Origin of the sequence: Myxococcus eversor, from assembly GCF_010894455.1 — a bacterium.
Lineage (GTDB): Bacteria > Myxococcota > Myxococcia > Myxococcales > Myxococcaceae > Myxococcus > Myxococcus eversor.
Genome location: NZ_JAAIXY010000013.1, coordinates 148,771 through 162,487 on the forward strand (window position 1 = coordinate 148,771; position 13,717 = coordinate 162,487).

At 66.8% G+C, this 13,717-nt stretch carries 12 protein-coding genes; 4 read left to right on the plus strand and 8 right to left on the minus strand.

The annotated features are described in order from the left end of the window. Window positions 1–156: 156 nt before the first annotated feature. The gene (locus G4D83_RS25755) at window positions 157–1,659 is read right to left on the minus strand and encodes a hypothetical protein (RefSeq protein ID WP_163867481.1); all 1,503 of its coding nucleotides are present in this window, start codon (window positions 1,657–1,659) and stop codon (window positions 157–159) included. Between the two features lie 235 nt (window positions 1,660–1,894). Further along, window positions 1,895–3,007, minus strand: a complete 1,113-nt coding sequence (locus G4D83_RS25760) for a hypothetical protein (protein ID WP_163867482.1) — start codon at window positions 3,005–3,007, stop codon at window positions 1,895–1,897. 42 nt (window positions 3,008–3,049) lie between these two features. Here G4D83_RS25760 and G4D83_RS25765 point away from each other — a divergent pair, with 42 nt between their 5' ends. Beyond that, complete coding sequence (locus tag G4D83_RS25765; protein ID WP_240356582.1) at window positions 3,050–3,898, plus strand: hypothetical protein; 849 nt, start codon at window positions 3,050–3,052, stop codon at window positions 3,896–3,898. Window positions 3,899–3,919: 21 nt separating this feature from the next. Then, a complete protein-coding gene (locus G4D83_RS25770; protein ID WP_163867483.1) occupies window positions 3,920–5,185 on the plus strand; it encodes a PKD domain-containing protein in 1,266 nt (421 codons plus the stop codon). A 13-nt stretch (window positions 5,186–5,198) separates the two neighbouring features. On the opposite strand, the gene G4D83_RS25775 is transcribed toward G4D83_RS25770, so the two are convergent. Then, on the minus strand, window positions 5,199–5,750 hold the full coding sequence (locus G4D83_RS25775) for a hypothetical protein (RefSeq protein WP_163867484.1): 552 nt from the start codon (window positions 5,748–5,750) through the stop codon (window positions 5,199–5,201). A gap of 411 nt (window positions 5,751–6,161) precedes the next feature. Then, window positions 6,162–7,076 carry a M12 family metallopeptidase gene (locus tag G4D83_RS25780; protein WP_163867485.1) on the minus strand — a complete coding sequence of 305 codons (915 nt, stop codon included), beginning with the start codon at window positions 7,074–7,076 and terminating at the stop codon, window positions 6,162–6,164. Window positions 7,077–7,321: 245 nt separating this feature from the next. Here G4D83_RS25780 and G4D83_RS25785 point away from each other — a divergent pair, with 245 nt between their 5' ends. Continuing rightward, the gene (locus G4D83_RS25785; protein ID WP_163867486.1) at window positions 7,322–7,864 is read left to right on the plus strand and encodes a hypothetical protein; all 543 of its coding nucleotides are present in this window, start codon (window positions 7,322–7,324) and stop codon (window positions 7,862–7,864) included. A 24-nt stretch (window positions 7,865–7,888) separates the two neighbouring features. On the opposite strand, the gene G4D83_RS25790 is transcribed toward G4D83_RS25785, so the two are convergent. From G4D83_RS25790 to G4D83_RS25800, 3 genes are all read right to left on the minus strand, one after another. Next, the gene (locus G4D83_RS25790) at window positions 7,889–8,845 is read right to left on the minus strand and encodes a helix-turn-helix transcriptional regulator (protein ID WP_240356584.1); all 957 of its coding nucleotides are present in this window, start codon (window positions 8,843–8,845) and stop codon (window positions 7,889–7,891) included. A gap of 31 nt (window positions 8,846–8,876) precedes the next feature. Further along, on the minus strand, window positions 8,877–9,821 hold the full coding sequence (locus G4D83_RS25795; protein WP_205522708.1) for a type 1 glutamine amidotransferase domain-containing protein: 945 nt from the start codon (window positions 9,819–9,821) through the stop codon (window positions 8,877–8,879). Window positions 9,822–9,909: 88 nt separating this feature from the next. Beyond that, the gene (locus tag G4D83_RS25800) at window positions 9,910–11,286 is read right to left on the minus strand and encodes a hypothetical protein (protein ID WP_163867488.1); all 1,377 of its coding nucleotides are present in this window, start codon (window positions 11,284–11,286) and stop codon (window positions 9,910–9,912) included. Between the two features lie 379 nt (window positions 11,287–11,665). Here G4D83_RS25800 and G4D83_RS25805 point away from each other — a divergent pair, with 379 nt between their 5' ends. Beyond that, on the plus strand, window positions 11,666–13,231 hold the full coding sequence (locus G4D83_RS25805; protein WP_163867489.1) for a hypothetical protein: 1,566 nt from the start codon (window positions 11,666–11,668) through the stop codon (window positions 13,229–13,231). A 160-nt stretch (window positions 13,232–13,391) separates the two neighbouring features. Here G4D83_RS25805 and G4D83_RS25810 read toward each other — a convergent pair whose 3' ends face one another. After that, window positions 13,392–13,715: a hypothetical protein gene (locus G4D83_RS25810; RefSeq protein ID WP_163867490.1), complete on the minus strand. Its 324-nt coding sequence runs from the start codon at window positions 13,713–13,715 to the stop codon at window positions 13,392–13,394. Window positions 13,716–13,717: the final 2 nt, after the last annotated feature.

Sequence of the window (13,717 nt, forward strand, 5' to 3'; positions counted from 1 at the left end):
TTGCTTGGGTCCGCACCAATGTCAGAGGCTCATGATACGGCGGCCTGGAAGCGCGGGTACTGCCATGCAGGGCGAACGCCTTGCTGGCTGCCCGTCGTCCACCGGTGGTGCCGGTGGGCGCGCGCGTCCCACCGGCACTTTCCGCGGCTGACTCGCCTACTGCACGGTCAGCACGCCACTGAAGGCCTCCGCGGAACCGAAGGACACGGTATCGGTGAGGACGAACGGCCTGTTCACCGCGTCATATGAAGGCGCCACGATGGCAGCCACGTTGAGGTGGTAGTACGCCCCCGACTGCAGGATGCCCGCGGGCAGTCGGATGGAGGTGGTTTCCCCGCTCATGTAGAAGGAGGCGGAGAGCAGGGTTCCACGGGGGGAAGCACGCAACTGGTAGACATGCACCGCGTAGGCATTCGGCGACCCGGAGGCCGGTGGCTGCCACTGGATGACATGCGAGCCCGGGGTGATGAGGAGCCCGGTGAACGCGTCCGCACCGTCCACCGAAAGCCCTCGGGGCGACCCGACGCGCGGACGGATGGGGCCAGCGGTCAGCGCCGAGGGCTGGTCCCTCACGGACATCCGCGCCAGGCGCCTGAAGGGGGTCGTGCCTGGTATATCCAGGGGGACGGTGAAGTAGCTGATGGCCTCGCCCACCAGTCCCCAGTTGGCTGGGTAGGGATTGCCATACACGAGTGTCTCGTTGAAGTCCCCGGCCTTGTTCGAATGGTCAAACGTCAGCAGCTCTCCGGAGTAGCCAATCCACTCCGCCTGGGTGAACGGAATGGGTGACAACCGGAAGTCACTGAAGGCATGCGTGGCCGTCGGGTGCACCTCCGCGGCGATGGCGGCGAAGGTGGAAATGCGCCAGTCGAGCGGAAGCTCCCGTGTCGGCACCGGCTGGAGCGTTCCCTGGATGCGAATGGGCTGGCTCCCGTCGTTGGAGAACGGGGGGAGCTGGAAGGCACGAACCGCGGAGGTATATTCCCGCGAGCTGCCATCCGGCAGGGGCGCCAGGGCGCGAGGCTGGCGCTGAACCACCCACGCCCTGTCACCCTTCTCCTGTTCGAAGCGCACGGGTGCACCGGCCACGGAAAGCGATACGTCCTCCGCGCTCCCGGACGTGGCGCCATCGGCGAAGGCGGGGTACATCGCGCCGGCGAGGCCCACCTGCTCCGAGATGAACTGCAGCCCCGAGGAGGGGAAGGTCGAGTCGACCCAAGGCTCCAGTCCTTCCAAGGCCAGGCTCGCCGCGGGCCCGCGCTCCAACGTCACGACGTCAGGCCGGCCCAGCCGGTTGATGCCCAGGTCCAGGTCGCGCGAGTTCGTGACGAGGTAGGTGTTGCCATAGTGCAGGTAGTACGTCCCCTGGGGCACCTCCGGGAACACATACACGCCGGGCTCCTTCAATGCGCCGGTGATGGGGACCAGGCTTTCGCCCTCGGGGATGAGCGCCTCCAGGGGGCCGCTGCCGAAGTCAGCCGGGTGCCGGGTCAGGCCGCTCTCCGTCAGGTGGCGCGTGAACAGCGTGACGCGCACGTCATTCGAGCCCGCATCCGGCATCCCCGGAGGCGGGGTGGGCCCGGAGTCATCCGAGCACCCCATCCAGGTGGCGGTGGCGCACAACAACGACGTCAACAATGCCAGTCGATGATTCTTCATCTGTCCTCACCCCCCAGACGCGCGGGCCGGGCGACATGCCCGGCACGGGCGCTGGTCCAAGACCCGACCTGCGTGTCGAGTCCTGTTGACCTGTCATTGCAAAAGGCTTGCGCAGTGCGTCGTGCCGGGCATCACGCGGTGCCTCTGCTCAACCTGGGGGGAACGGGCAGGGGGCTGCATGGTGGGTGTGCAGGGTACGCATCGCGGCTGTGCCAGCCGTTGCACACCCGGCCACTCAAGGGACGCGCGCGTCGAGCCACGTCAGGTGGGCGTCGATGGTCTCCGCCACCACCTGGGCCTGCTCTGAGGAGCTGGGCTCGGTGTAGGGATTGCCAATCTCCTTGTGCTTCCACTTCACCCAGGTCTGCTTGTACCAGCCCCAGTCGAGGTTCGTCCCCGTCGACGGCGGTGAGGAGCCCGCGTACCCGGAGAAGGCTCGGATGCCCGTGGCGGGGGCCACCTCCTGGCCTCCCACCGTGTGGAAGATGTGGAGCCGGTGGTTGCGAGGGAACTGGGCCGTCAGGTTGGTGGCCCACGCGCCATAGAACGTGCCCCAGGGCCGCACGGGGTTGTTGATCTTGCTGTCGTAGGTCCCCAGCTCGCCCTGGCTGTTGCGACACACGCCGTCGAACGAAGACACATAGATGTCGATGCCGTCGAGCGCCGTATTCGCCCGCAGCGCCTGGGCCAGCCGCATCACCAGACATCCTCCACGCGAGCTGCCCGCCAGGTAGATGGAGCGCGTCTCCGGACGGACCTGCGCTTGAATCCAACCGGTGAATCCGTTGACGACCCGCTGCTTCGAGTCGCTGTCATCCAGGTGGTCGAAGTTGCTGTCGTTGACCACGGACAGGTAGGTCCTTCCCCGGGGGAACCAGCCCAGGGCGTCCAGCTTCATCGCCAGCGAGCGGCCGTCCAGGGTGACGTTGGGGCACGAGACGCCGTCGCAGGACGCATCCCAGTTGGAGGACTGGCCGGTGACGCCACTGGAGTGGCCGCTGCTCGAAATCTTCTGGCCCGCCGACATGATGACGAGCGCCTCGCGCACGGCGGGCGCATCCACCTCCGCGATGCGGATGTTGTGGAGCGTGTCATCGGAGGCCCCCGCCGCGCGGAAGGGCTCGAAGCCGGACGCCGCCTGATAGCTACCCGAGGCATTCCTGTAGGTGACGCGCCGAGACACGACGGTTCGAGTGCCGCCGCTGGGATAGGCCAGGGCCTGGGATTGGGCCTCCAGCATGCCGTCCGGCTCCAGCGGGCCACCGCAGCCCACGAGGGTGCCTCCGAACAGCAGGGCCAGTTTCATCCACGAGACGACACGACGAGAGGTGCCCGGGGTCAGAACCATGTGTTGCTCCGCTTCCTGGAAGTGTATGAAGTCGAGTCTCTCATGGATTTCCAGATGCCGAGTGGACGACGTGTGTCGGAGCACCCCGGTGCTCACGCCGCGCACCGGGTCGCCGTGTCGTTGGGCCTGCTGCTCGCCTTCGCGTCCACGGAGGCGCATGCGGATGGCCTTTCCGTCATTCCCTACGGAGACAACTGCTGGGGAACGGGGACGGACGCGGACCGGGATGGCCTGAATGACGACTGTGAGCACCAGGTCGCGCGCTGGTTCATGCCGCTGTTCTGGTTCGACACCGGGGAGAGTGGTTACGAGCGCCGTCCCTACTACGCGGTGAAGAGCGAGGGCTTCGCGACGCGGACCCTGCGCATCTTCTACCTGGACACCTTCTTCGACGACACCGGCGTCACCACCGGCCACGACGGCGACCCCGAGTTTCAAATCTTCGAGGTCCACTACTCCGCGGGCCGCTGGTACCTGGACTGGGTCTACCTGTCGGCGCACCGCAAGAGCGTGTGTGAGTCGTCGGCCTGGTATTCCTACGAGCAGCTGGAATACGACATGCGCGACTCACGCAATGCCTACCGGGGCTGGCCCGTGCTGTACGTCGCCGAGGACAAACACGCGACGTACAACAACCTCTCCACGTGTGACAGCGGCTGCCTGGCCCAGGACTACTGCAGCCGCCATGTGGCGCAGTACCTGGACACGTCCTCCACACCGCTGGTGTCCCGCAACGTGGGGTCGACCGCGGTTCCGCTCATCAACTCCGTGGTGCTGAACGGAAAGACGGAGCGGTTGCTCGACGACGTCGACTTCAAGGGCTGGGATGACCAGTGGTACCGGACCAACTCGAAGGGGTATCGCCGGCACCTCAACGACTTCGGTTTCTGAGGGGTGCGGAAGAACCCGCGCATGTCGCTCGAATCGCCTCGCCGTCGTTGGGTGACGCTCGTCGCGGGCGCCGCCGTGTCGTCGCTGCTGGGGTTGGGGGTCTGGTATCCCCCGCGCCCGCATGACGGCGTGGCGCCGGAATCACGAAGCCTGGCGCCTCCAGAGCCCGTGGTTCCCAGCGCGTCGGTGGTGGAGTCTCGGACGTCCATCGTCTCGACGTCCTCCGTGGAGGGGGTGCCGATGCCCAAGAGTGCCTCCGGAGAGGCCTTGGCGGCGGCACTGAACGAGGAACGGGTGGTGCTCGCCTCCAGCACCGTCATCGAGCGCCTGGAGATGGACCGACCCTGGGCCTGCGCTGGCGGGCAGGTCTCCCTGGCGGGCAGGGTGGGGGGCGCGCCGGAGTCAGGGGCGCTCTATCGATGGGTGTGGCCCGGAAGCGACTCCGCCGCGGAGCTGCATCCGGGGGCTCGACTCCAGTGGCGTGCGCCTGCGGCGCCGGGCACCTGTTTCGTGCGCTTCCAGGTGTGCAAGGACCTGGGCGGGCGACGCGTGGGCGTGTTGGCCGAGCAGGTGCTCCGAATCGAGGTGCGTGATTGCGCGGGGGGCGCGGAACACGAGGCAGGCCAGTTGGAGGTATCCGTCACCCAACGCGCAAACGGCGCCTTCCTCTTCCGTGCTGTTCCTCCGGAGTCCGAATCGCCGACCGGCTATGCCTGGGACTTCGGTGACGGACGCACCGCCGTCACCACGGGCCCCGAGGTCGAGCATGCCTATGACACCCGGATGTTGGAGTCGCTGGACGTCCGGACCTTCACGGTGCGGCTCACCGCCAGTCGACGAGCGGGCACCGCGCTGAGTGCCATCGCCTTCGTCGGTGTGCGCGGGCAGCCTCCGTCCGATGAACCGCCGCCAGCGACGCTCACGCTGTCACGCACGAGCGGGGATTCGGAGGTGTGGCGGAGCGAGGTGTCCGTGGGAGTTCCGGAGCAGGGCGGCGTCACCTGGGAGCGCGTGGAGAGGTTGACCCTTCATTGGGACGACCAGGTGGAGGTGATGACGCGCGAGTGGCGCCAGGTCATCACGGTGGAAGAGGAGCTCGGCCGGGGTGGCTTCCGGGGCTTCGTCGTGGTTCGCCCGTCCGAGCTGGCGGCGACCGTGAAGCAGGTCGTGGATGTCCTTCACGGACGCGATGACAGCGGCGTCAAGGTCTCCCTGTCGTGGGCCTCCTTCAAGAGGGAGGCGCCGCCCGTGAAGCCCTCCGTCGAGGCTCGGCTTCCGCTCAAGTAGGGTGTGCCTTGTCTCAGGAAAGGTACTTCGCCACCGCCGCCTCGAGGGACAGCCCTTCCCGAATCGCCCTGGCGGCCTGCGCGTACTTGCTCTGCGTCACCGGTACGCCATGGACGAAGTCCACCTCGGGCGTATAGAGCCCGGCTCCCATCGTCGGGTAGGCGAAGGGCGCGACGCGGACCAGGTCTGTTCTCAGTGATGTCTCGCCCGAGAAGGTCGGTACGCCAAACTCCGCCGAAGGGGCGAAGCCATATCGATTCGGTGCCGGGCAGTAAGCCTGTCCTCGAAGCAGCCACACCGTGGGCCACGGGACGAATACATTCCAGTTGCCGAAGGTGTAGTGGACGCGCGCGAGCGAGCCCCTCGCGGGGGTGAAGTAGTCGCCTTGAGGAAGGGTGATGTTGGCTCCTCGGCAGGCCAGGGCATCCACGGGCGGTGGTGAATAGTCACCCATGTGTCCGTCGACCAGGAGGTAGTCGAGGATGTGGCGTGGGCGTGGAGGTGCCACGACGGGCGGCGAGAAGGCGCGGGGCGCGAGCTGGCAGATGAGGATGGGGCTCATCATGCCCCGGCACTCGGGACATCGGGTTCTCGGTGATGCCCGAGGAGCGTCGTCCGGAGGGCCGAAGACCGGAGCGTCATCCCCTTGCTCTGTGTGGCCACACTGCAGGCAGCGCATCGCCATGATGAAGTTCCCCCCGGCACGCTCGCGGTTCGCGAGGACGCCCCTGGCTCCCGCCGGAGCTCGTGAGGACCTGTGCATGGCGCACGCCAGCACTTCATCCCGTCGCCACCCTGGCGGGAGCGCTCCGTGCGTCATGCCTGTCGCCCGCACCGGCGAGAGACATTGCGTTTCGGGAGAACGCCGCCGCGTTCCCAGGGGACGCGGCATGTGATGTCTCCCCAAGCGCGCGGATGAGCGGCACGCGGGGGCGAGGTGATGAGCGTGTGAGTCGCCCGAGGGCCGTGTGGGCACTCAGGGCTCGAGCAGGTTCTGGTAGATGCGCCTCACCTTCCTGGCATCGTTCGCGCTCATGGACTCCACGCGGCCGATGACGTTCAGGTAGTCCTCATCCTTGGTCCTGATGGTGATGGCGGTATTGGTGACTCCGAACGCGTTCTTGTCGTAGTGCATGACGGAGCGGTAGTCGTACTCGGTATCGTAGACGTCGGAGCGCGAGGCGGGGACGATCTGGAACTGCGGCCCTCGGCCCTTCTGGATGTTGTCCCAGATGATGCGCACGAACTGGTTCCGGTCGTAGCGAGACTGCTCGTGCCACAGGCCGACGGCGTGCAGCAGCTCGTGGATGATGATGTCGTGATAGAAGCAGCTCGCCTGCTGGGTGTCCATGAGTGACAGCTCCTGCACGCCGCCCACCCTGCCCGGGCCCGCATCGTAATAGCAACCATCTTTCGTCTTGATGATCCTGACGAAGTCCTTCTCGTCGGTGCGGTGGACGAAGCGCACCCCTGTCCTGTCCTTGATCTCCTTCATGGCCTGGGTGATCATCTTCTCCTGGGCCGATGTGAAGACATTGGACACCACGTAGGGAATCTTCCCCTCCGGCCAGCGCAGGCTGCCCTGGGGAATGCCATTGAACTGGGAGACTTCCAGGGCTTGCTTCAGCGCGCTCGGGCTCTCAGACGCGCGGCCCACGAGGATATCTCCATCGAGCAGGAGCAGGCCGTTGCGCTCGACCACTGGGACGTCCAGTGCTTCCGCCTCCCCGAACGCCTCCACCTGGGCCAGTTGAAGCCGGTCGCTGTCCATGAGCTGACCTGGCCTGAGTCTGGGGCCAGAGGCAGCCTCCTCGGCTTCGGGGCCACAGGCCAGGACGGTCGCGAGGACCCAGGGAAGAAGGCACAGCGACTTCGCGAATGCAGACTTCATGAAGGGCTCCGGGAAAGGGACGCAGCAGCGCGGTCATATCACCCCCTGGGACAGCCACGCGCTGGCCCGTGGCTCCGTGCGCCTGGGGACTGATGGTGTGAGTGATGTTGTCCCGTGAGGCTGGACTTGAATCGTGAGTCCGGTGTCTGTCTTTGGTTTGAAGGCGGTTCGCGCGCCCGTGCCTTGGTTGCGCGACGGGACGGGAGCACGCAGGCTCCTCCTTCATGAACCCGGAGACATCATCGATGAGCTCCAGGAACGTCGTCCTTCCTCTCTGTCTGGCACTGTTCGCGTGTCACTCAGAGGGGGAGCCCGTCACGCCACCCCTCGATGGAGACTCCTGCTACGAGCATGTCCGACGCCTCTCTGCTCATGACCGGGTGCTCTCCACCCGCCTGGACCACAAGTCCCGGGCCGCGAAAGAAGCCCAGGACGCCGCGCGGTTCGTCTCCGTCATGCTCGACTCCCGGGAGAACGGTGACTGGTACGCCTGCGGGATGACCCGTGCCTGGGTCACCGAGGTGTTCGAGGGGCTGGAGCGACAGTATTCCGAGTACCGCATCTACCAGAGCTACGCCGATGCCTACAGCCTCAGCGCCTGGCTCTCCGACAGCACCGAGGGCCTCTTCGAGCCGGACACGGGTGAACTCATCACGGACCTCCTGCTGGGGGACCGCGACTACCGGCTGGAGGTCCTGGACGTGGTGCTTCCCGGGGACGAGCGCGCCCTGCGGGACGGTTGCGCGGAGAATGCTCTCATCCTCGATGCCGCCATCCTGAATCCGTGAGGCGACCTCCAGGCTCAATCGCTTCTACCTGGTGGCGGGTCCTCCGCCTCGCCTTGCTGGGCCATCGCTGAGGCGCAGGGCGCCGGCGGAGCGCATCAGCTCTCGCAGCGCGGAGGGAGGAACGTCGTTGTATCTGCGAAACGTCCTGGTGAAGTGCGCCTGGTCGGAGAATCCCGTGCAGAACGCGACGTCCGTGAGAGTCAGGCTCGAATCGCCCAGCAGCCCCTGCGCGGCGTCGACCCGCGAGCGCTGCAGCGTCTCCGAGAACGTCGTCCCTTCCTCTTGCAAGGCGCGTTGAAGGGTGCGGCGGGACAGGGCGAGCCGCTGCGCGCTCTCCACGAGCGTCCAGGGGTGCAGCAGGTCGCCGTCCATGAGTCGCTGGAGTCGGTCGCGAACCTGCCCTGTCGCTCCCTTCGTTGACGCTTCGCTCACGGGCGCGGGAGCCCGCCGCGCGGGCTTCCACGAGAAGGTGGCCACGTCGGTGACCGCGGGCAGCTTCCTGGGAGCGAGCCTGGAGGCCCCACCGTGGATGACGACGGCCGCGCCGGAGGCGGACGCGAGCGACAGTTTCAGTCCCGTGAAACCCGCGGTCTCCAGGATGGCGATGAGGACGCCCCAGACGAACAGGTCGTTGACGACGCGAATCCGCCCGCCGTCGATGGCCACGTGGCGCAGCGTCATCCGGGCGCGAGCGAGGTCATGCTCGACGAGTCGTGTCCGGTGCCGGGAGTGCATGAAGCGCTCGAGCGTGCTCCACCGCTCCACCGTCTGCAGGGGCGTCCGCGCCGCGCAGAGCGCACGCAGCACGGGGTGTGAGGACAGGGCCCGCAGCGCCCGGCCGAGCTCCAGCACGGGGCGCCACCCATGGGCGTCCATGACGTCCTGGAGGATGGCGACCTTGTCGCGACCCTCGGTGGGAATCCCCGGGTAGTCCCGCGCGACGACGGCTTTCAGCACGGCACTCAGGGCCGCGCTCGTCATGACGCCTTGGTCCTCCATGGTCAGCAGGTCCTCAGGGAGCGGCGTCCGGAGCCGCGCTGGCTTCCAGCTCGCACCGCCCCGCGTTGCGCAAGTCCGTGAGCGCGGCGAGGAAGAGCGCATTGAAGTCAGCGCCGGAGAAGGGGTTCTGGCTCGTCACCAGGTTGCAGTCTCTCACGGCACGCGAACGGCCTGGGAACGCCGTCTCATGTGCATAGCCCGCCTCGTCGAGCTGGTCTCCGATGCCTCGCACCTGTGCGCGCGCGCCCATGACGAACGTCTCGATGTACCACTCCTCGAAGCCAGACACGGAGGTGACGCGCCGCCCCGAGAAGGGACTCTGCTCCGCGGGCAGTCGCGCCAGGAGCGCGGGTGCATGGCACACGAGCCCCACGGGGCGGGCGGTCGCCCCGAAGTCGACGAGCAGGCCGTGCAACTCCGCGTTGTCGAGCAGGTCCACCATGACGCCCTGTCCTCCGGGGATGAGGAGGGCCTGGAACGTCTCCGCGCGCGCTCGGGCCTCCGCCAGGGGAAGCGGCGTCTGGAGTTGGGGAAGCCCTGCCACCAGGGCCTGGGCTTCAGCGAGCGCCTCGGGGCGCTCCTTCCAGTACGACGGCTTCAGGCCCTCTGGGTCGAACGCGGGCCTCTGCCCGCCCGGCGTCGCGAGCACCACCTCGTAGCCCGCGTCGACGAGCGCTCGGTAGGGCTCGTAGAACTCATTCAGGAAGACGCCCGTCGGGCGGGTGCTGCCATCCGCGAGCTTCTGCTCGGAGGCGGCGGAGAGGATCATCAGCACCGCCCCGGGCGCCTGGACCTCCGCGGGCGGGAGGGGGGCGGAGGGAAAGACGAGACGACGGGTGGGCGTCGTGGCACAGCCGCACGCGCCGGCGAAGCAGGCGAGCGCGAGTGAGACGAACCACCACGTCAGCGTCCTCCCGACGCGGAAGGCGGCAGACGGGGGCGAACCGGGGGCATCCATGCAAGTCCTCCTGGTGACAGCTTCATCGCCAGGGTAGGGGCGCGAGCACGCTCGGGCTTGAACGAATGCGCCAATCCGCGCGGGGGCCTCAGGCGAACGACTTGAAGTAGTTCGCCATGATGGCGGGATGGTCCGAGTAGAACTTCCCATCCAGGGTGCGGGACAGCGACACCGTGTCTTCGCCTCTCAGGTTCATGGACTCGGTCGCGACCTGCGCGCTGTTGGCAATCAACCCACCCATGTAGTTGTTCTTCGCATTGGTGTTGGAGTGGGACAGCGTATAGACGGGCTTGATGGTGTTGTCCGAGACGGACTCGAAGGAGAAGCGGTTCGGGAAGAACCCGCCGTTCAGCTCGAACGAGTCCATGTTCAGGTCACCCAGCAGCGCGTCGACCTCGTTGTCCCGTGCGAACTGGCCCACCTCCTCGAGCGCCTCCTGCTTCTTGGTGGGGGACGAGAAGCCCGTGTAGGCCGCGTCGAGGTGAACGCCGGCGACTTCGAAATAGACGCGGAACTCGGGCACGATTTTCTGGACGCAGAGCCACTTCTCATCGTGTTTGACGCCCGGGCGGACGAGCGTCCTCGCGTGGTACATGACTTGGGTGATGTATTTCTCGTCGATCAGCACGTAGGCGGCGATCTCATTCTTCGCGTCGACCTGAGGGTCGAGCAGCGCGCGGATGCTGCCGACCTTCCGGTACTTGAGCTCAGGGCAGGGCTGGAGGACTGAGGGGAACGGAGCGTCCTTGAGCTCTTCCGAGAGGAAGATGACCTCGGGAACGAGCCGGCTCAGTTGCACATGCACGTCGATGGGGCTGGCGGCATGGAGCCGCTTCCACTCCACGGAGTTCGTGCACGCCATGATGTGCTTGAGCACGATGTTGTTGTAGCCGGCCAGGATCTCCGATTCATCCAGGGGCGTCGACTTGGCCTCGAAGACCTGCTGACCGGGATAGGGCTTGGTGTTGAACGATGGGAGCGCCTGGGTCGCCGCCAGGTTCGAGCTGGGTGCGAAGATGTTGTTGCCCAGGGGAACGAAGTCCGCCTGGAAGGTCCCTTGCTTCGCGTTGTTCCGGTAGAAGTTGTTCCCCGCATCGAAGGGGATGAAGAGCGTCATGCATTGCATGCGCATGACGCTGGGCGGGACGTACTGCGCCGTGTCGTCGACCACGGTGGGCGTCTCGATGGTCATCTCCGTCTCGAAGACTCCCCCCGAGATATCTGACAACGACTCCGCGGACTGGGTGCGCCGGAGCTTGTGCCGGCCCTTCGAGACGCCGGTGAGTCGCGTGGAGGCCTGGCCGACCCTTCGCTTGTGGTGGTCCAGCTTGCTGCCCTGGTACTTGTAGTCGTCCTGCTTGGGTCGCCTCCCGGCGATGAGGGCGCTGCACTTCCTGCAGACCTTCCTGCTCTCGAAGCTGAAGACGAACGCGTTCTGATGACACCTCTGGCACTTGATGAGCATGCTGCCTCGTTGTCACCGGGGGGGAGGGGGCCGCGACAGCGCGGTGATTCGGGGTCACGGTCGCGCGGGCGCACTTTGCAGCCACCGTGCCGGTAGCTGTCGCAGGGGCTGACTCGGCGCTGCGCGGTCCACCGGAAGCCCGCAGGCAGCTCGCCTCCCCGCCGGTTGCGTCCAGGGCCGACGCTGGTGCGTCCTGGCGCTACGCGAGCCGCGGTGCTCCCGTCAGCCCGAGGACGATGTGCGGGCTCGGAGAGTCGTCACGCGGTGTCACCGGTCGTGAAGATTCGACGCGGGTGGGTGAGGGGCTTTCGGAGGCCTGCTCGTTCTCCTCGGGAGGAAGCGACCCATTTCGGGTGCCTTCCGTGAAGGAGCTCCGACCATGCCGCCGCTCTCGTTCCGGCGCCTCGTGTTGTCCTGCCTCGCGTTGCTGGCCGCCTCGGGTTGTATGACGGGGCCTCACAACGGCACCACCACCGGGGACTCGGTGATTGGCGAGACGTTCCTGTTCGAGGGCTACTACCCCGAGCCGAGCACCCCCGTGTCCCTCCAGGTCTTGAGGGAGCCCCATCTGGACCCGACGGTGGAGTCGAACTGGCAGCAGTTCGCCACGTCCATCACCACCACCACGCCCACTCCGTTCAACCGCCCCGAGCCCCTCTACCACTGGAGCGTCACGGCCGCGCCCGTCCCCAACTCCCTCTTCTCCGCGCGCTGGCCCTCGGGCGGACTGGTGAAGGTGCGCGCCGTCGCCATGGACCCGGATGGGCAGACGGTCCTCTACACGTTCGACGACATCACCTACGCGGACTGCTTCACCCAGAACGCCACCCAGCCCTGGAACACCCTGGGCACCGAGTGTCAGGGCCTGGGCCTCAACCGCTCCGCGCTGGTGTCCACGCGGCTCAACCCCGTGGACCGGCCCATCGCGCAGAGGCCCGAGTTCCTGGGGCGCAAGTCGCCGGGACTGGGCGCCGCGGAGACGCAGCAGTACTACGCGCAAATCCAGGCGCCGGGGACGCTGGAGGCCTTTCGTTCCATCTATGGCTTCGCCGCTGGGGGCGATGTCACGGCCACCTACTACAACGACGGGGACCTGGGACTGGGGCGGGAGATGCATTGCAAGCCGTTCGCGGTCCCCCCGTCACAGGTAGGCCTGGCCTGCTACGTGAGGAACTACGGCGTGCTCGACGGCGAGCCCATCTTCGGTGGCAGCTCCGCCTCCGCGCTCCAGGACGCGGTGGCCCGGACGAACTCCTTCGCCACCGTGGCCATGACGTTCACGCCCCCCGCCAACGCCGCCAACAGCGTGAAGTTCATGGTGTACGACGCCGCGGGCGTCTTGACGCCCACCGCGAAGCTCGACAACACCGGCTTCAACACCTTCGTGCCCGGCAACTGTCTGTCATGCCATGGCATCAAGGCGAACTATGACGCGGCCACCAACTCCGTGGTGGGGCGGGCGCAATTCCTCCCCTTCGACGTCTTCAGCTTCCGCTATTCCACCGCCACGGGCTTCACCCAGTCAGCCCAGGCGGACGCCCTGCGGCGCCTCAATCACCTGGTCACCCTGACGGGGCCCTCTGACGGCATCCGCGAGTTCATCGAGGGCACCTACGCGCCCAAGCTGGTCTCCGACGTCACGGCGGTGGCCAATGACACCTATGTGCCTCCCAACTGGACGAACACCAAGCAGAAGGGACTGGGGCTCTACCGAGGCGTCGTGAAGCCCTACTGCCGCACCTGCCACATGTCCTCCACCGACACCAACCTCGACTTCCTGGACCAGGCGGACTTCAACCTCTACTCGGGGGCCATCAAGGTGGATGTGTGTGGCGCGGACCACTCCATGCCCAACGCCGAGCACGTCATGAAGAAGTTCTGGAAGAGCGGCGCCCGCGCCTATCTGGACCTGGGATTGGACATGCAATCCCCCTGCGGCCCCTGAGGGGTGGCGGCGCTGGGGCTCGCGAGGGCGGGAAGATTTCTCGCGCCGGTCATTCTCGACTCGCAGCCCCGTTGAAGCGCAACCACACCCCACACCGCCGCGGGCCGCGGCAGGGTGACCACCGCCAGCGACCAGCCGCTGACCTGCTACGGACTTTCCGTCACTTGATGCAGAAGAAGGCCCAGTTCAGCGTGTCCCCGCGATTGGCCCACTCGACCTCCTGGCACGACTCTCCGGGCCCGCAGGCCGCATTGCCCTCGCAGCGGCGGTGACACTTCCGGTCGCCCTTCTCCTCCTGGCAATAGAGCTCCTCATCCGGAACGGGCGGTCCACAGACCTGGCTGACGTAGCAGGCCTCGTCGGCGCTCGCGCACTTGTCGGTGAACGAGCAGGCGGCGAGCGAGGAGTTCGGCACCTTGGATTCGTCGTCTCCGCAGCCGGTGAAGGAGGCGAGACAGAGCAGGCTGATGAGGGACAGTCGCATGG

What these genes read in the sequence shown, in the direction of transcription:
- G4D83_RS25755 (WP_163867481.1), bottom strand. Translation starts at nt 1,659, where the DNA reads ATGAAGAATCATCGACTGGCATTGTTGACGTCGTTGTTGTGCGCCACC.
- G4D83_RS25760 (WP_163867482.1), bottom strand. Translation starts at nt 3,007, where the DNA reads ATGGTTCTGACCCCGGGCACCTCTCGTCGTGTCGTCTCGTGGATGAAA.
- G4D83_RS25765 (WP_240356582.1), top strand. Translation starts at nt 3,050, where the DNA reads ATGGATTTCCAGATGCCGAGTGGACGACGTGTGTCGGAGCACCCCGGT.
- G4D83_RS25770 (WP_163867483.1), top strand. Translation starts at nt 3,920, where the DNA reads ATGTCGCTCGAATCGCCTCGCCGTCGTTGGGTGACGCTCGTCGCGGGC.
- G4D83_RS25775 (WP_163867484.1), bottom strand. Translation starts at nt 5,750, where the DNA reads ATGATGAGCCCCATCCTCATCTGCCAGCTCGCGCCCCGCGCCTTCTCG.
- G4D83_RS25780 (WP_163867485.1), bottom strand. Translation starts at nt 7,076, where the DNA reads ATGAAGTCTGCATTCGCGAAGTCGCTGTGCCTTCTTCCCTGGGTCCTC.
- G4D83_RS25785 (WP_163867486.1), top strand. Translation starts at nt 7,322, where the DNA reads ATGAGCTCCAGGAACGTCGTCCTTCCTCTCTGTCTGGCACTGTTCGCG.
- G4D83_RS25790 (WP_240356584.1), bottom strand. Translation starts at nt 8,845, where the DNA reads ATGACGAGCGCGGCCCTGAGTGCCGTGCTGAAAGCCGTCGTCGCGCGG.
- G4D83_RS25795 (WP_205522708.1), bottom strand. Translation starts at nt 9,821, where the DNA reads ATGGATGCCCCCGGTTCGCCCCCGTCTGCCGCCTTCCGCGTCGGGAGG.
- G4D83_RS25800 (WP_163867488.1), bottom strand. Translation starts at nt 11,286, where the DNA reads ATGCTCATCAAGTGCCAGAGGTGTCATCAGAACGCGTTCGTCTTCAGC.
- G4D83_RS25805 (WP_163867489.1), top strand. Translation starts at nt 11,666, where the DNA reads ATGCCGCCGCTCTCGTTCCGGCGCCTCGTGTTGTCCTGCCTCGCGTTG.
- G4D83_RS25810 (WP_163867490.1), bottom strand. Translation starts at nt 13,715, where the DNA reads ATGCGACTGTCCCTCATCAGCCTGCTCTGTCTCGCCTCCTTCACCGGC.